Below are 14,548 nucleotides of genomic sequence, written 5' to 3'. Positions count from 1 at the left end.
CGTGCGCGTCTCTTGCCTTCCGGTGTGAGGATCAGGAACTCACCTTGCATTTCCGTTGCTCTTGCCGTTGGTCTTTTTCTTCGAGGGCTTGCGATTCTTCCGCTTCGCGAGCAGCGCCCGGTGCAGCTTGAACTGCTCGCGCGCCTTCGGAATCTCACGGTCGTAGTTTGGCGCTTCGTCGCGCTGCAGGCCATATTTGTAGCCCATGGCGCCAGCCATCTTGGCGAACGTCGCATGATGCGGCCGACGCGTCTTGCCGCCGAACATGTTCTTGACGGTCGAGAGCGAGAGCCCCGCGAGCACCGCGAGGTCGGATTCCTTGATCCGCTCCTTCTGATACTTGGTGCGGAACACATCGATCTCCGGGTCTTTGTCGACGTTATTGTAAGAGCGGTGCAGCCAGAGCATTCCCGAATTGTGACCGATCTTACCCATGCTTCGCGCCCCCGCCGTTCATGGGAGCGGGCAGCGCCTTCAGCGCGGCGCCTTTCTTGATCAGCTGGTATTCGCCAGGCGCGATGCGCTTCACGACATTTTGCTTCAGGAGTCCATCGAGCAGCGCAGAGCAGGACGCCTTCGCGCGACCATCCTGCTCGAAGCGCTTTTGCATTCGTGCAAGCGAGACCGGCCTGCCCTTGGCGAGCATGCGCAGCAATACGCGCAAGCCTGACTGCCGAAATTTTGGGCGACCGCCGCCGCCATTGAGCCGCGACTTATTCTGCCGGAAAGCGGCCACATCCGTGACTAGTTCGAACCCGATGTTTTGCATGCCGGCGACGGTCAAGAATTCCAACATGCTACCGACCTGATCCCGCTGGACTTCAAAATGCATTCGGAATCTGCTGCTTACCTCGGGCTTCGGCATGTGGTTCCCCTAGTTTTTTATGGGTGCGATGGGCTAACGATAAACTTTCAACTCCAAGCTTTGCAAGCGTCGCTTGACAGAAATACGAAATAGACACAGACGAGAAAAATCCGATTCAACCACAAGAGACGGGGAACTAATGGCAAAGAAGAGAAAGGTGACGACAGTGGCCAGACGAGCGAACGGAGACGATACGCTGGTCGGCCAGCGCATACGCGCAGCACGCCTATCGGCAGACATCAGTCAGTCCGATCTCGGAACGAAACTCGGCGTGTCGTTCCAGCAAGTGCAGAAGTACGAAAGAGGCACCAATCGGGTGAGCGCGGGAAGGCTGCGACAGATAGCCGATGCGCTCGACAAGCCGTTCGGCTATTTCTTCGAGGGCGCGCAAATGAAGCACGGCAAACCCGAGCCGTCAGACCTGGATGCAATCCTCGCGAACCGCGAGGTGATCGACCTCTTGAAGCTGCTCGCCAGGCTCAAAGACGCCGGCAAGCGCCGCGCCGTGTACAACTGCGCTGTGCAGGTCGCCAGCGTCATTGTCAAGGAGGACACCTGATCATGCGCAAGCTGATCGCTGCCACCGCGCTGGTCCTGTGCGCGACCGTGCCGGCGCTCGCCGAGCCGGTGATGAAGTTTCCGAATGCCTACAAGAAGCGCTTCGCCGAACGGTATTTGCCTCGGCGCGCGGCCACACTTCCAATGCGACTACACCACGCGCACCTGCATGCGCGGCAGCGTCAACTTCCAGGGCGGCTTCATCGGCGAGATACTGGCCGAGGATCGAAGCACCGTGATCGCACACGTCGAGTGCACCGGTTACATCTGCACCAACTTCGACACCGGCGAGGTCACCTATCAATCGCCGAATGCACCGGGACGAATGGACCCGCTGACCTCGGACGCTACCGAGGCAGATGCCGAACGCATGCGCCGCGAGCGCTGCCCAACATAAAAAAAGCCCCGGCCGAAGCCGGGGCATAGTTTTCTCTAGGGAATACACCAGCAAAAGCTGGCCGCTAGGCCAACTCTTCTTCGTCGAGGTCTGTTCCTTTCACTTGCCGATCATTGCCTTCAGCCGGTCCGTCAATGATCCGACGCCAGGGCCGGCGCGCAGTCCCATCACACCGAGACCGAGCAGGCCGGCGAGCAACAGATAGGCCCACTCGACCGTGGTACCGCTCGACGGATAGCGCCACTCTGCATTGCCGTACTCGCGCACGATCAGCACAATCAGCGGGATGAAGAACTGGTGCCAGACCAGCACGAACAATTGCGACAGCGTCGCCACTGCCCAAACGCGCTGCATCAAGACCGAGGTCTGCACGGCGCCGATGAATGCCGTGTACATCTTGACCAGAGCCTCGGCGTGCGCGACCTCGATCGCCTTCACCGCTTCAAGCATCAGGCCGTAAAGCTGCGTGGCCAGTTGCTCTTTGGTGATCAGCTTTTGCTCATGAGCCTTGAAGGCTTCGAGCGCCTTGTCGAGGATGCCGTTGACGATGCCCATGCCAAATTGAGAGAAGATCGCAGTAAGCATCATCAGCCCTCACCAGGCGGTCGCGGCGCCGAATAGAACGCGGCGGCTTTGCGCTCTTCCAGCGGCTCGGTCGTGATCCTGCGCAGCCATTCGAACAGGATGCCAGACCCGAAGAGGAAAGCGGCCAGCGCCAGCGGCCGATACTTCTCGGGAAGGAATTGCGCGAACTCGTTGACGATCGGCGTCCAATCGGCGCCCGCCGCAGCGATCAGATCGTGAAACGCGACCACGATGCCACCAACCCAATAGAGACGCGCGGCCAGGATCGTGCGCGAGTTGTCCCACAGGTACGCCTCGGCCCTGTTCACCTTCTCGAAGAGCACCGGGAAGCGTTCGCCGAGCTTCGGCCGGATGAAGAGCACATAGGCCCAGATCACAAAGATGATGATGCCGGCGATCGTCAGGAAGTTCATGGTTCACCTCCGACCAGCATTGATCAGCGCGCGCTCGATCGCGAAGGCGAGCGGCTTCGGCTGATATGAGTTATCGAAAGGAAGTGGGCGCGGATGCTGGCTGTAGAGCCAGGAATACTTGTCCACCAGCTGCCAGGTGAGCAGCGCCTTGACGCATTTGAATTGCATCACGTCGGCGAGCATAGGCGCCACGAATTCAGCGACCGCCGCGTCGATCGTTGCAGCGTCCGAGCCAAGCGCTACCGCCTGGCCGCTGGCGCCGGCGTGTGCGACGTCTAGCTCGGAAATGTGCACGTCGAGGCCGCGCCGATCCAGCGCGTCGACCAGCCACAAGACGCCTTCGTGACTGACCATCGCCCACATGATCAGGTGACTTTCGAGGCCGACGCCATGCAGCGGGATTCCGGCATCGAGCAAGCGGTCGACCAGCGCCAGAAACTTCACCCGGTTCGGCTCATAGTTGAACCGTTCGAGCGACTGTTCATTTAGGAACAGCTTGGCAGAAGGGTTCGCTGCATGCGCCCGCGCGAAGGCACGCTCGACATACTTCGGTCCCCATACCGTCATCCAGGTCTTGGCGCGCATGCCGTCGCTGCGCTTGTGCGCCGGCTCAATCGCTTCGTTGACGACATCCCAAATCTGGATGCGCCCGGCGTAGCGCTCCACCGTCTCGGTGATGTGCTGGTCGAAACAGCGTTTCGCGTCCTCGACCTTGATCGGCGAGGTCAACGCGCCATAGTTCGGCGCTGTGCTGCTATTCGTCCATAGCCATGCCGGATTGTATTCGTTCCAGATCAGGGTATGACCCTTGACCTTGATGTTCGATGCCTCGGCCCAGGCCAGCAACGCATCGGCTTGCGTCCAAACCGGAGCCATGTCGCTCGACGGTCGCACCGTCCCCCATTTCAGCGCGATGTCGGTCGTGATCAAGCCGCAATGCTCTCGGTAGAGCGCGGCGAGCGAAGCATCGGTCAGAAGCGGCGGCCCAGCCGCTGCACCGAATATCAGGCCGTTGGCCTGTGCGGTTGCATGCAGGCTATCCATGATCGCACCTATGAGAACCCATAGTGACCGACCGCGTTTATCGCAGCATAGAGCAGCGTGGCACTTCCCGCCGCGATCCAAGGCCAATCGCCAAAGCGCGGGCGAGAAAGGACGCGGATCATCCAGAGAATGCCGAGCGATGTGATCGCCGATCCGATCAGAGCAAGGTGGAGTTGCCATTCCGACATCTGCTCACCGCTGCCGAATTGCCGCCAAACCCATAGACTGCCGCGCGTGAGCGCAAAGCCGAATGCCGCCACGGTTATCGATAGCGCCAAACTCAACCCTGCCGGATAGTCGAATAGATCGCGCCAGGAGAGATCGCGGCGATGCAACTCGGCCTTGATATAGGTCACCAAGAACGCCAACAGCACGGCAATCAAGATCACGCTCGTACCGTTGATCATCTCCAGATAGAAATTCACCTCACTGTGCTCGCGGACCATTGCCGGCTCGCATCTGCCGTTGGTTGAACAGGTCGGTCATCAGCGCCACCAGCGGATCGTCAGCCTCCATATAGGGCCGCAGCATTGACGACAGCTTGCCGACATCCCGGCGCAGTTCACCGGCCGCTTGCTTGACCAGCTGCGCGTTGTCGTGCCGGTGCGGCCGACCGGTCAGCTTCTCGATTAACCGCGCGAAGACCATTCGCGTCTCCAGTGGTGCGGATGCGACTGGTTACCGAAGATCGTCACCAGCTGCGCGACCATCGATTTCAGTTCGCTCATCGCGACTGCCGATTGCTCGGCGATCTCCCGCAATTCCCGCTGCGCATCCTTGCGCTCATCGCGCTCCAACCAATAGAGCACCGCAAAGATCGGAGCGGCGAGCCCGCCCGCATTCTTGATGTACTCCATTAGCTCGGGAAGCGTCATGATGGTGCTAGCGCCGCGCCGCCGTCCGGGTTCCTGTTGCGATACCAGAGCCACCACGCTGTCACACCGGCGAGAAGTGCAAGGAAGACGAGAAAGATCGCAAGGCCGATCGAGATCAGGCCATGCGACTGCGCCTGTTGTGCGGCGATGGCGCCGCCGATCGCGATTGCACTGGTCGTGGTGTTCTGCGTGACCGTGGTTGACGGCGGCTTGGTGCGCGCCAGTTCATCTTCGCGCGAGCTTTCGATCACCGTCGTGTCAGGCTTGGCCGGCGCCGGCGGTACGATGGGCGAGGCGACCTCCAGGGTGGTCAGCCCCTTGTTCCACAGGGCAGCCTCTCGATCGCGCCGGCCGCGTAAGCCCTTGCTGTTGGGCCATAGCCGCTTCATCGCGCGAATGTCATCGTCGACCAGGTCCAGCTTGCCCGCCCCGATATGCAGCTTGATCGCGTGCATTTCCCTGTAGCGGTCACTGGTCAGGTTGAACGATGCGCCGCGATTGTAGGCGATCGAGACAATGATGCCGAGGCAGGTCGGCGACAGCTTGTCGGCAGCTGGAATGATCTTGAGGACTTGCGCGGTCCACTGGGGAATGTCGCGGTTGGTGAAGACCTGCATCGCCGCTTCCCAGGGGATCGTGATGCGATTGTGCATCCTGGCGGAAAGGCTCTTTGCCGCCGTGCCCCTGACGCCGACGCATTCGATCATGGCGGCGAGCATGTCAGAGTCGACCAGCGCCCCCCAGTCCGCCTTGACCTTGGCTGCCGTGGCATAGCCGAGGTCATAGCCGATGCCGATGGTGACGCCGCTCTTCTCACCAGGCCATTCCGTATGCGTGTAATGGCGTTTGTAATAGGCCTCGCTGGAGACCTCTTCGGCAACGATCAGATTGATGGATGATTGCGAGATACGCAGCATTGGCCCTGATCCTTAAGGGTTCTGCGGCAGCGTCGGGCTCGCCCCTCCTTCCGTCCCGCTCGGTGCCTTGGCCATCGGAAAACGCAGCTTCAACATCGTGGTGTAGCCACCGCCGCGTTCATACTTGTGATGTGCTTCGTCGATCACATACGTGCCGTCGACATCCGGCCTCGCCCCTCTCACGCTGACAACCATGCCGCCCCGGGCTTGCGGCTCACCGTTGATGCTCACCCATCCGGCGCCCCTGGCCGCATTGGCGAAATTGTTCGAGCCATCATTGCCCTGCTCGGCAACACTCGCGTTCGGCGCCGGGTTCGGCAGCTGCGTGATCGCGTTGGCGCCGCCGAACACGCCCTCGCCGCCGAATTGTTTCTTGGTCTCTTCCCAAATGCTTTGCGCGATATTGAAATGGTCTTGCTTCGAACCTCCCCATTGCGTGCGGCCGATGTAGGGCCTGATGCGCCACTCGATCAGGTTCTTGCCCCACACCGCTTCGATGCCGCCGGAGAGATCAGGTGCGTCGCGCAGGTAAGCCGTCTTGCCCTTGATCTTGAAGTAACCGCCAAGCTCGCTCGCCAGGCGCTCGCCGAAGTGCATGAAGCTCTCGGTCTGCATTGACCAGTAGTCGCGCATGACGTTCTGGAATGACGCCCCGATCTGCACCGTGAAACCGGCCGCCTTCGCCGCTTCCTGGAGCACTTGCGAAAGCGGAATCTTCTGGCCCTCTTGCTGGCCAGGCGGCGCGCCCTCGCCCCAGTTCTTTACTGACGGGCTCTTGCCTTCATTGCGCGGCGTGCCGGTGGCATCGATCCATAACCGCCGGCCGCCGGTACCGCGGGAGAAGCCGCTTTCGACATCGGTGACCCAGCCCTCGAAGGTGTAATAGGTGCTCTCGCTATGCCAACCGATGAAGACCGCGACATAGGACGACCAGGCCACCGGAATTTTCAGCCGACCGTCGCGGTCATCAAGCTCTATGTGGCATTGGTCGACACCGCCAAGCGTGTCGATCGCGGTGACCGATAGCAGGTGCGGATCGAAGCGGCTGGTGACGTCGACCCCATCGATAATGATCGTGCAGCGGACCTTGCGCCGCGTCGACTCGCGCTTGTTATGCCAGGGATCAGTGTCGACGTAGCTCATAGGTTCGGACTAGCCGTCCAAAGCTCGATTTGCTTCGGCTTCGGCCCCTTTGCGATCAGTTCGGCATCGATGGGAATCCGCACCTGCGTGCCGACCGGAATGAATGGCCCTTCGCGATGGATGCGCGCCAGGTGCGGGTTTGCATCCAGCATCGCTTCGACAATGCCAGGCGCGCGCACGCGGTAGCGCCGCCATACGATCAGGTCTGCCGTCACGTTGTCGCCCTTGACGGTCAGCATTTCGTAACTGGTGATGGCCATCAGGTCGGCGCCAATAGGCTCCAGAGAACGGGGAATTCGTCCTCGGCCGAAGGGATTGGCACGCGCGCGAACAGACCTTCGAAGCTGATCTGCTTGCCGAAGCCCTCGACATCGATGAACGTGTGATTGCGCACCAGGCGCTCGCACACATACCAGCCGAGCGAACGGCCCTCGCCTTGGCCGCCGCGCATCATGAGCGCAGCGATACCCTGCCGGCGCATCGTCTCCATCACTTCAAGCTCTTCGAGCCCGCCGAGCTTGAGCGGAAATACCTTGCCACGCAGGTGAAGCTCTTCGTCGCCTTCACCGGTCCACTCACGATAGACCGCAGCGCCGGCGATCTCCTTCCGCGCCCAGTCGGTTTTGCTGTAGTGATCCAGTTCGTGATAGTTGAGCGGCCAGACCTGGAATTGCAGAAGGCCCCACTGCATCAGAACGGGCGTGCTGTTGGTCATGCTGCACCAATGTCGGAATAGGACAGCCAGCGCGCATCGCGTACCTCACGCTGCAGGCTCTCGCGCGCGCTGGCACGGCGGAAGCGCGGCACCAGCTGGCTCGGCATCTGCGGCGCCTCGACCGACATCTTGATCGGCCGTTCGAGGTCACTGCGCAGCCGCTGCGCATCCTCCAGGCTGCTCTGGCGGCCCCTGTACGCGGCGCCAAATCGCTCATCAAACGAAGGCGCCTCGGGTGCACGAAGCTCTGGCGGCGCTTCGGTCGGCGTGTCCGGCATTTGTGTGAGGGCGGGCTGATTCAGCCCGGCTGCCCGCTCCGTGTCGAGGCGTTGCCGCCAGGCGAGATAAGCAGCCCGACTTGCCCGACCACCGCCGCCCCATCCTGGTGAGAAGAAGGTTTCCGTGCCTCGTGTGCCAGTGCCGCGCCCGCCAAACTCGGATTGGAATGTGAACTTGCCCGGTCGCTGTCCCGGCCTGCCATAGCCGCCCATGGCGCCGCCGTATCGTTCGGTATAGGCGAGGCCCTGCGATGAATTGTCGGTCGCATAGTTGGAGACGTTGCTGCCCCCGCGCGCCCGGCGAAAATGCTCTTCAGCCATCGCGCGCATGCGCGGATTACGCATATTCCGCGCGCCACCGCTGAATGTGGTCCCAGGATAGTAGCCGCCTCGGCTGACGTCCTTCATTGCCTCTTCAAGCGAAGTGCCGCGTTGCGACGCGCGATTGTAGATCGTTTCCATAACGGCCTGGTTGGCCTGCGGATCGGTGTTCTCGCCAAGCGAGATTTGCATCATGCGCTCGGCAAGCCATGGCTTCTGCGCGAGCTCGGCATCAAAGCGGGCGCGATCGGCCGCGAGCGCCGGGTCGCTACCGGCAGAACCCTGCGGCTGGTAGTTCTCGAGTCCGCCACCACCGCCACCGACCGCCGGCGGCATCGATTTCGGGACCTGGCCACCGCCTGGCGCGCTCGGGCCTGGTGTGATCCCGCCGCCACCACCGCCGCCAGCGCCACCACCGCCGCCGAATTGCTGGCCTTGCACCGAGTAGCCGCCGCCCGAACGGAAGCCCCGAGGCACGGCGCCGCCTTCCGGCCCACCGAGGCCGCCGAGGCTGGTCGGCATGTAGCTTGCCGGCGCCGCACCGGCGCGCTTGCGCAGTTCGTCGGTGAGGTCTTTCAGCGCCTTGGTGTTCTCTTCCTGGCCGCTGTCCTCGCCACGGAAGCGCTTGTCGAATTCGGTCTCGCCGCGTCCGCCGCGATTCAAGAAGTAGTCCATCATCATTCGTTGGGCAGCGAACGGTGCAGTTAGCGGGTTGGCCAGCTGCGGCCCTCTTCCGAACAGGAAGGAGCTTGGATTCATCGCTCCCTGGAAGAAGTCGCCAAGCTTTTTCAGCGCGCCCATGATGTCGCCCTTCTGGAGCAGTTCGAGCGCTTCCCGGACGTTGTCGATCGCCTTCTTCAGATCATTCAGCGCGGCTGTAAATTGCTTCATGCCAGCGCCGGCACCGAGCGCGTAAGACGTCTCGCCGATCGAGGTTTGCAGTTCATCCCAGGCGTTCGATAAAAGGTGGATGGCCCTCTTAGGGCTCTCGCCCCCTTCCACCATCTTCCGGTTGGTCTCGCTAACTGCAGCGGCGGCTTCGCGCGCGCCGTTTCTGATCGATCCCATATGGTCGCGGATCGCGATCAGCGCGCGCTGCGATTCCGAGTTGACGCCAAGCTTTTCAGCAATGAGCAACCCCTTCTCTGACGGGTCGAGCGCCCCGATCGAATCCAGTTGCCCGATAACTTTTTCCAGCGCATCGGTCAGACCGCTGCCCGCTCGGACGGCTTCATAGAACGTGTGGGCGAGTACCGGCGTGCTGCCGATTGCGCCTAACGTAGCCTGGAAGTGATTGCCGGCGGCCCTGGCATTGCCGAACGTGGTGCCCAGCTGGTTGAAGATCGCGCCAAGCTCGATCGCATTCTGCCGGCCGGTCAGACCGAACCGCGCCATTTCGGCCGTGGCGCGCGGCGCCGCCTCGGCGAATTCGTCCATCGAGCCGGGCAATTCCTTCACCCAGGTCGCCATCACGCCCTTCATGTCTTGCTGTGAGACCTTCAGCGTTCCCATCGCCGCGACATAGGCGCGCGTCATTGATGGTATCTCGACGCCGGCATAGCTCGCCGCCCTCGCGATGTCCCCAAACGCGCTTTTTGCGGCCTCGCCAGTCAATTCGGTCTTGCTCTGGAAGTCGCGATAGGCCTTGCCGATTTCGTCGAAGGCGAACTTGGTCTGGTTCGCGAGCGTGGTGAATTCACGCCGCAGGTTCGCCACCTGGTCTTTCGTAAGATTGCCCTCGCGCCCGATGCGGCTCATCATTGAACTGACGTCCGCGAACTTTATCACCGATTGCCGCACCGTCTCGACGGCGCCGCCGACCGAGGTCACCAGGCCGAGCGTGCCGATCGTGGCATCGGCAATCGATTTCGCGAATTCGTCGGTCGATTCCTTCGAGCGGCGCATACTCTGTTGCGTCGCCTGGCCAGTGCGCCCCACTTCAGTGGCGAGGGTCCGGATATTGCGCGCCGCTTCCGCAAGAATGCGCGCGCTTTCGTCCTGCGCGAGAAGCCGAAGTCTGGCGTCCAGCTGCGGACCGGACATTACTGCTCACCTACATCGAAGCCGACGCCGTGATCCGGCTCCGGTGCCGCCATGGGCGTCGGCGCCACGCCGCGCGCTTGCGCCGCGTCACCCGCCACCGGCACCACGCCCTTTTCGATGTCGGCACGGATCGAGGCCGGCAGCAACGTCATGAACAGCGCCATCACGCGTTGCGCGTCCACCTCGATCATTTCGCGCAACGTCGCCTGGTCGAGGCCAGTCAATTCAGCGAGCAGCGCCGTGCTACCGCCCTCGAACTTGCCTTCGTTCCAGCGCAGCGTGTGATCGAATTTGACCGGCGCGATTTCGACCGAGGTGATGGTCCGGCCCGCGCGCGTGATCGGCACATACAGCGGTACGGAAATAGACAAAGCGCCCGTCTTGGGTTCGGCGGGCGCATCTTTACGGAGAGGTGCAGCGGTCGCGGTCACGGTTTAACCACCCTCACCAATCGGAATCCGCAGAATGCGATTGATGTCGCGATTGATGTCGACACCGCCCGTTCGCCGCGTGTTGAGGAAGAAGTCCCAATAGAACATTTCCTCGCCTTCGAGCCAAAGCGCATAGTGCATGATCGCGCGGATCGAATACTCATGGCTTTGCAGATCGCCACGGCGCCAGTTCTGCGGATTGACGCGACCGAGCCGGCCCTGCATCACGGCCTTGCCTTCGAGGGCGCGGCCATTGCGGCGGTCGCGGATCACGCCGTAGGCCGTGAAGACCTGGTTGGCCGTGGTCGACAATCCGATCATGGTCTGCACCTGCGGCTGCCAGCCGGCGAGCGTGAAGGTTGACTCCAGGCGGTTCATGTTGGTGTCGACCTCGACTGCGATCGGTGCGCCGCCAGGGCGATGGTCGACATAGTTCTCGGCCAACTCCGGAAGCTTCAAGTCCGAGATCGTCAGATGGTTCGAGAGCGATGGATCAGCATCGCCGCAAAACAGGTTGGCGGCTTCCATCACATAGACGTTTGAAGACATCGCGTGCTCCTTTCAGGGCCGAAGCCTCACGCAGCCAGGTTAAGCTGCTGTTCGAGTTGCGACACCATGGCGTCGATCGCCGGCCGGTACCGCGCCGACAGCGTGGTGATCTTGCGCAGCACTGGCGGCTCTTCCGCCGCAAAGCCGACCGTCAAGTGACCGAGGCGGATCTGCTCGGCGCTATTGTACGAACCCTTGAAGTCGACCTTGTAGCCCAGGATATGGTCTTGGGCCTGCAGGTCGCGCAGGAAGAAGTTCATTGTGTTGACGATCGCCTGCACCGTGTGGCCGCTGATGTTGAAGCGACCGAGATAAGTGCGCAGCGCGCGCAATAGCGACAGATGGATGAAGTCGCGACCGCGCGTCACGTTGTAGAACTGCCAAAGCGGATCGTCGCCGGCATTGTCGGTTCCAACGAAGATGAAGCCGCCCGACGAAATGGCGAAGTCCGAACCGGTCTCGCCGCGCACCAGGATGCCGATATTGTTCGCAAGCAGCTGCTGGCCTTCGTTGTCGCCGTCGACCAGGGAGAAGCTGATTGCGCGCGCAGGTCCGACGATGCCATTGACCGGTTGATTGGCTGCCGAGTGGAATGGCGCACCGGTTTCCTTGTCGCGTCGCACCAGGATGCCCGCAACGCGCGGCGCGAGCGGCCTGACCACGATCTCGGATGTGTCCGGGTCCATGATCTTGACGCCGCCAGTGACCGGGATCAGCCGCTGCGAATTCATCGTTTCGCGCCAGTTTTCGTCGGCAACTTCGCTGGTGCCGACCGGCTCGACGATGGCGTGCCCCAGTATCTGGTTGAGCACACCAGGCAAGGCTGCGCACACCGGATTGGCGCCCGCTGCGACCGCTGCGGTCAAGGTCGCCGTGACGACGGCCGGCGCCGCCGGAATGGTGGCGGTCGGCGGCTGCGTCAGGTTCGCGCCAGGGCTGTCGAGGTACAGCTGCTCTTGCCCAATCGCGCCGCTTTCGTCCGCCGTGGCGTGGCCGGTCGGCAGCACCTTGCCGGCATCGGCACCGCCGCCGGCGAAGGTGATCGGATAGACCTCGCCCGGGACATAGCCAGCGCCGGTGGCGCCGATCACAAGCTCACTCACCGCGCCGTTGTTGATCGCGGTGGTCAGCGTCGCCGTCACGGCAGCCGGTGGCGCCGGCAAGGTGACGTTGGGCGCGCCGGTGTACCAGGCGCCATAGGAGTCGATCATCAGATCGGACTGGCGGATTTCGCCGTTGGCATTGGCAATCGCGTGGCCCTGCGCCTGCACCACCGTGCCGACCGAGCCGCCGCCGGTGAAGGTCATGTCATAGCGCTGGCCCGGGATGTAGCCTCGCCCGACCTGCGTGAGATTCAGTGTCGACAGCGAGGTCGCCATCTGGCCGGTATAGCCAGGCGCGCAGATCACACGCGGTGTCACCGCAAGCAGTTCTGGCGACATCAGAAAGGCATGCACGCCAGTCCGGTCGATCGACGAACCCATGATCTTGCCGATGGTTTGCTGCGCGCGAACGGCCGGATCAGGATCGGTGCCTTCAGCGGTGCGCACGATCACCAGCGTGGCTGCCGCGTCAAGCTCGCCAAGCTGATCGTTGATTCCGTTCACCGCGTCGGCGAGATAGCCGGACTCGCCGAGCTTGTTGAGCGTGACGGAGTCGTTTGAGTAGACCTTGACCGGCGTATCGAGCGGAAAGGTGTCGGTATCGGCACTGGATGCCGGACCGATCAGACCGATGGTCGAGAGGTCGGCGGCGATAACCGGCCTCGGCTCTTCGTCGACCCTGCGCAGTACTACGCCAAAGACTGGATCGGACATTGCTCTAAGTCTCCTTTTTCAGAAGGTTTGCACCGGTGCGGTCAGCGATAACGCCGCAGCTGTCGGAGCGGTGAGCCGCAGCGTGAAGAGCAAGGGCCGCGTGCCGCTATCGTCGGCAGCACCGAACGCCCTGACCTCGCGCACATAGACATTGTTCTCTTCGTCTTGGACGGTCTCAGAGATCGTGACCATGTTGACCTCGGAGACCTCGGTCGCTTGCTGGATCGTGGTGATCGCCATGTGACTACCCTTGGGCCTGTGCCGCCATTGCGGCTTGAAGCGCGGACGTCCCTTGGCTGATGCCATCGCGTATCGCGGCTTCGACCTGGTCGATTGTGGTCAGCGTGCCGGCGTCGATCTCCCCGACGACGTGCGCTTCAGCCGAGAAGCACACCTCGATAAACTGTGAGACGGCGGTGCCGACCATGATCACAGTCGCTGCATCGAGCGTGACGAAAGTGCCGTCCGCCGCCTTCCATTTGCAGGTGAAGGCTGGATTGGCCATCGCCGCGACCACCGCCCCGACGATCATTCCTTGGCTTTCGCGGTCAGTCGCGACCGGCAGGCCGTTGGGCAGCGTCATGCCCGCCATTTCAATATTCCATCGCAGATTGGCGGCGACCGCTTTCAGCGCTGGCTTGTCGATCACATAGTCGTAAATCATCACGACCTTGCCATCGCGCCGCTCGAAGCGGCGACCTGTCACCGCCAGCCCAGGGAAGGGCGCCACGTCCTCGACCTGATAGATGCCGTGCGTTTCCTGGATTTCTTCCGACCATGCCAACCACACTTGCGGCGGGTGCTGAATGTCGGGCATTCCGTTGGCGCGTTCGATCACGCTTGCCTCGCGGCTCTGATTAACGAACACGTTCGGCGATGTCTCGCGCACAAACTGCATCGCTCAACTCCAAGACACATAGGCAGTGCCGGAACCTCCGGTTGCTGGATATTGTGTAGTCGTGTAGCCCGTGGAGGTCCCATTTGCGCCGGCGCTGCCGGGGCTGCCGACGGTCAACGAGAACGTCCAACCTTCCCAAGTGCGGCAATTGGTGAATGTCGAATAGACCCGCGCGCCATTGCCGCCAATCCAGCCATAGAACGTTGTGCTGCCCTGCCATGTCCGGCCCTCTACACCTCCAGCACGTCCGCCACCGGTGACGTTGCCCTGCCCGCCAGAGGCGGTGCCGTGAGCGGTTTGACGACCTGGAGATTGAGACGCTGCGTCAAAAGCACCGGCTGGCCCGCCATTGCCGCCATAGGCAACGAGGTTGCAAATGCCGTCCCGGTAGAACTGCATGTAACCGCCAGCGCCGCCCGGCGAGCCCGGTACCACGCCGTTCCAGTATGCGACCGCTCCACCACCGCCGCCGCCTGGCGCGTACATGTCAATCGAGAACGTATCGCAATACGGAAAGACGAATGTGTACGACCCGGCTGATCCGTAATTGGTCGAGCCTGGCACAGGCTTCCTCGCACCAACCGGCAATGGCGCGATGCCAGGAATTGCAAGGCGCGGTCGCAGCACGCGCCGCTGCGGTATCAGCACGCGCCGCGTCGGCACCAGCAAGGACGATTGCTTGCGCGCGGCCAACGCCAT

21 protein-coding genes are annotated in these 14,548 nt (G+C 62.2%); 2 read left to right on the top strand and 19 right to left on the bottom strand.

Annotated elements, in window-relative coordinates:
- Positions 1–39: 39 nt before the first annotated feature.
- Both LMTR21_RS17805 and LMTR21_RS17800 read right to left on the bottom strand, forming a co-directional pair.
- Positions 40–435, bottom strand: a complete 396-nt coding sequence (locus LMTR21_RS17805; RefSeq protein WP_141688497.1) for a hypothetical protein — start codon at positions 433–435, stop codon at positions 40–42.
- Positions 428–865: a hypothetical protein gene (locus LMTR21_RS17800; protein WP_141688498.1), complete on the bottom strand. Its 438-nt coding sequence runs from the start codon at positions 863–865 to the stop codon at positions 428–430. The genes LMTR21_RS17805 and LMTR21_RS17800 overlap by 8 nt, the downstream gene beginning before the upstream one ends.
- A gap of 139 nt (positions 866–1,004) precedes the next feature.
- Here LMTR21_RS17800 and LMTR21_RS17795 point away from each other — a divergent pair, with 139 nt between their 5' ends.
- Both LMTR21_RS17795 and LMTR21_RS17790 read left to right on the top strand, forming a co-directional pair.
- Positions 1,005–1,424 (top strand): helix-turn-helix domain-containing protein, encoded by a 420-nt coding sequence (locus tag LMTR21_RS17795; RefSeq protein ID WP_065755178.1) that lies wholly within the window; start codon positions 1,005–1,007, stop codon positions 1,422–1,424.
- Positions 1,425–1,508: 84 nt separating this feature from the next.
- On the top strand, positions 1,509–1,820 hold the full coding sequence (locus tag LMTR21_RS17790; protein ID WP_141688499.1) for a hypothetical protein: 312 nt from the start codon (positions 1,509–1,511) through the stop codon (positions 1,818–1,820).
- Positions 1,821–1,919: 99 nt separating this feature from the next.
- On the opposite strand, the gene LMTR21_RS17785 is transcribed toward LMTR21_RS17790, so the two are convergent.
- Genes LMTR21_RS17785 through LMTR21_RS17710 form a run of 17 tightly spaced genes read right to left on the bottom strand, consistent with a single transcriptional unit; the run spans position 1,920 to position 14,548 of the window.
- Positions 1,920–2,408: a hypothetical protein gene (locus LMTR21_RS17785; protein WP_065755180.1), complete on the bottom strand. Its 489-nt coding sequence runs from the start codon at positions 2,406–2,408 to the stop codon at positions 1,920–1,922.
- A complete protein-coding gene (locus LMTR21_RS17780) occupies positions 2,408–2,818 on the bottom strand; it encodes a hypothetical protein (protein ID WP_065755181.1) in 411 nt (136 codons plus the stop codon). Before LMTR21_RS17780 ends, LMTR21_RS17785 begins: the two co-directional genes overlap by 1 nt.
- Before the next feature lie 3 nt (positions 2,819–2,821).
- Positions 2,822–3,862 carry an endo-1,4-beta-xylanase gene (locus LMTR21_RS17775; RefSeq protein WP_065755182.1) on the bottom strand — a complete coding sequence of 347 codons (1,041 nt, stop codon included), beginning with the start codon at positions 3,860–3,862 and terminating at the stop codon, positions 2,822–2,824.
- 8 nt (positions 3,863–3,870) lie between these two features.
- A complete protein-coding gene (locus tag LMTR21_RS40050; protein ID WP_187399363.1) occupies positions 3,871–4,308 on the bottom strand; it encodes a hypothetical protein in 438 nt (145 codons plus the stop codon).
- A complete protein-coding gene (locus LMTR21_RS17770) occupies positions 4,289–4,510 on the bottom strand; it encodes a hypothetical protein (protein WP_065755184.1) in 222 nt (73 codons plus the stop codon). The genes LMTR21_RS40050 and LMTR21_RS17770 overlap by 20 nt, the downstream gene beginning before the upstream one ends.
- Positions 4,492–4,737, bottom strand: a complete 246-nt coding sequence (locus LMTR21_RS17765) for a hypothetical protein (protein WP_141688500.1) — start codon at positions 4,735–4,737, stop codon at positions 4,492–4,494. The genes LMTR21_RS17770 and LMTR21_RS17765 overlap by 19 nt, the downstream gene beginning before the upstream one ends.
- Positions 4,734–5,654 (bottom strand): lysozyme family protein, encoded by a 921-nt coding sequence (locus LMTR21_RS17760; protein ID WP_065755186.1) that lies wholly within the window; start codon positions 5,652–5,654, stop codon positions 4,734–4,736. Before LMTR21_RS17760 ends, LMTR21_RS17765 begins: the two co-directional genes overlap by 4 nt.
- Positions 5,655–5,666: 12 nt before the next feature.
- Positions 5,667–6,797 carry a phage late control D family protein gene (locus LMTR21_RS17755; RefSeq protein ID WP_065755187.1) on the bottom strand — a complete coding sequence of 377 codons (1,131 nt, stop codon included), beginning with the start codon at positions 6,795–6,797 and terminating at the stop codon, positions 5,667–5,669.
- Positions 6,794–7,057, bottom strand: a complete 264-nt coding sequence (locus tag LMTR21_RS17750; RefSeq protein ID WP_246175658.1) for a tail protein X — start codon at positions 7,055–7,057, stop codon at positions 6,794–6,796. Before LMTR21_RS17750 ends, LMTR21_RS17755 begins: the two co-directional genes overlap by 4 nt.
- A complete protein-coding gene (locus tag LMTR21_RS17745) occupies positions 7,057–7,512 on the bottom strand; it encodes a phage tail protein (protein WP_065755188.1) in 456 nt (151 codons plus the stop codon). The genes LMTR21_RS17750 and LMTR21_RS17745 overlap by 1 nt, the downstream gene beginning before the upstream one ends.
- Positions 7,509–10,154, bottom strand: coding sequence for a phage tail tape measure protein (locus LMTR21_RS17740; protein WP_065755189.1), 2,646 nt, complete (start codon positions 10,152–10,154; stop codon positions 7,509–7,511). The genes LMTR21_RS17745 and LMTR21_RS17740 overlap by 4 nt, the downstream gene beginning before the upstream one ends.
- Complete coding sequence (locus tag LMTR21_RS17735) at positions 10,154–10,585, bottom strand: hypothetical protein (protein WP_141688501.1); 432 nt, start codon at positions 10,583–10,585, stop codon at positions 10,154–10,156. Before LMTR21_RS17735 ends, LMTR21_RS17740 begins: the two co-directional genes overlap by 1 nt.
- 3 nt (positions 10,586–10,588) lie before the next feature.
- Positions 10,589–11,134, bottom strand: coding sequence for a phage major tail tube protein (locus LMTR21_RS17730; protein ID WP_065755191.1), 546 nt, complete (start codon positions 11,132–11,134; stop codon positions 10,589–10,591).
- Between the two features lie 26 nt (positions 11,135–11,160).
- Positions 11,161–12,951 (bottom strand): phage tail sheath protein, encoded by a 1,791-nt coding sequence (locus tag LMTR21_RS17725; RefSeq protein WP_065755192.1) that lies wholly within the window; start codon positions 12,949–12,951, stop codon positions 11,161–11,163.
- 18 nt (positions 12,952–12,969) lie between these two features.
- The gene (locus LMTR21_RS17720) at positions 12,970–13,191 is read right to left on the bottom strand and encodes a hypothetical protein (RefSeq protein WP_065755193.1); all 222 of its coding nucleotides are present in this window, start codon (positions 13,189–13,191) and stop codon (positions 12,970–12,972) included.
- Between the two features lie 4 nt (positions 13,192–13,195).
- Complete coding sequence (locus tag LMTR21_RS17715) at positions 13,196–13,849, bottom strand: DUF4376 domain-containing protein (RefSeq protein WP_065755194.1); 654 nt, start codon at positions 13,847–13,849, stop codon at positions 13,196–13,198.
- A gap of 3 nt (positions 13,850–13,852) precedes the next feature.
- The gene (locus LMTR21_RS17710) at positions 13,853–14,548 is read right to left on the bottom strand and encodes a hypothetical protein (RefSeq protein ID WP_141688502.1); all 696 of its coding nucleotides are present in this window, start codon (positions 14,546–14,548) and stop codon (positions 13,853–13,855) included.

This window comes from Bradyrhizobium paxllaeri, from assembly GCF_001693515.2.
Lineage (GTDB): Bacteria > Pseudomonadota > Alphaproteobacteria > Rhizobiales > Xanthobacteraceae > Bradyrhizobium > Bradyrhizobium paxllaeri.
This window is presented reverse-complemented; position numbering and strand designations above follow the sequence as displayed.

Excerpts from the sequence above, each read along its gene's own strand:
- LMTR21_RS17770 (WP_065755184.1), bottom strand. The coding sequence starts at position 4,510 with ATGGTCTTCGCGCGGTTAATCGAGAAGCTGACCGGTCGGCCGCACCGG.
- LMTR21_RS17740 (WP_065755189.1), bottom strand. The coding sequence starts at position 10,154 with ATGTCCGGTCCGCAGCTGGACGCCAGACTTCGGCTTCTCGCGCAGGAC.
- LMTR21_RS17800 (WP_141688498.1), bottom strand. The coding sequence starts at position 865 with ATGCCGAAGCCCGAGGTAAGCAGCAGATTCCGAATGCATTTTGAAGTC.
- LMTR21_RS17725 (WP_065755192.1), bottom strand. The coding sequence starts at position 12,951 with ATGTCCGATCCAGTCTTTGGCGTAGTACTGCGCAGGGTCGACGAAGAG.
- LMTR21_RS40050 (WP_187399363.1), bottom strand. The coding sequence starts at position 4,308 with ATGGTCCGCGAGCACAGTGAGGTGAATTTCTATCTGGAGATGATCAAC.
- LMTR21_RS17720 (WP_065755193.1), bottom strand. The coding sequence starts at position 13,191 with ATGGCGATCACCACGATCCAGCAAGCGACCGAGGTCTCCGAGGTCAAC.
- LMTR21_RS17805 (WP_141688497.1), bottom strand. The coding sequence starts at position 435 with ATGGGTAAGATCGGTCACAATTCGGGAATGCTCTGGCTGCACCGCTCT.
- LMTR21_RS17795 (WP_065755178.1), top strand. The coding sequence starts at position 1,005 with ATGGCAAAGAAGAGAAAGGTGACGACAGTGGCCAGACGAGCGAACGGA.
- LMTR21_RS17750 (WP_246175658.1), bottom strand. The coding sequence starts at position 7,057 with ATGGCCATCACCAGTTACGAAATGCTGACCGTCAAGGGCGACAACGTG.
- LMTR21_RS17775 (WP_065755182.1), bottom strand. The coding sequence starts at position 3,862 with ATGGATAGCCTGCATGCAACCGCACAGGCCAACGGCCTGATATTCGGT.
- LMTR21_RS17760 (WP_065755186.1), bottom strand. The coding sequence starts at position 5,654 with ATGCTGCGTATCTCGCAATCATCCATCAATCTGATCGTTGCCGAAGAG.
- LMTR21_RS17745 (WP_065755188.1), bottom strand. The coding sequence starts at position 7,512 with ATGACCAACAGCACGCCCGTTCTGATGCAGTGGGGCCTTCTGCAATTC.
- LMTR21_RS17780 (WP_065755181.1), bottom strand. The coding sequence starts at position 2,818 with ATGAACTTCCTGACGATCGCCGGCATCATCATCTTTGTGATCTGGGCC.
- LMTR21_RS17785 (WP_065755180.1), bottom strand. The coding sequence starts at position 2,408 with ATGATGCTTACTGCGATCTTCTCTCAATTTGGCATGGGCATCGTCAAC.
- LMTR21_RS17755 (WP_065755187.1), bottom strand. The coding sequence starts at position 6,797 with ATGAGCTACGTCGACACTGATCCCTGGCATAACAAGCGCGAGTCGACG.
- LMTR21_RS17765 (WP_141688500.1), bottom strand. The coding sequence starts at position 4,737 with ATGACGCTTCCCGAGCTAATGGAGTACATCAAGAATGCGGGCGGGCTC.
- LMTR21_RS17730 (WP_065755191.1), bottom strand. The coding sequence starts at position 11,134 with ATGTCTTCAAACGTCTATGTGATGGAAGCCGCCAACCTGTTTTGCGGC.
- LMTR21_RS17715 (WP_065755194.1), bottom strand. The coding sequence starts at position 13,849 with ATGCAGTTTGTGCGCGAGACATCGCCGAACGTGTTCGTTAATCAGAGC.
- LMTR21_RS17710 (WP_141688502.1), bottom strand. The coding sequence starts at position 14,548 with ATGGCGTTGGCCGCGCGCAAGCAATCGTCCTTGCTGGTGCCGACGCGG.
- LMTR21_RS17790 (WP_141688499.1), top strand. The coding sequence starts at position 1,509 with ATGCCTACAAGAAGCGCTTCGCCGAACGGTATTTGCCTCGGCGCGCGG.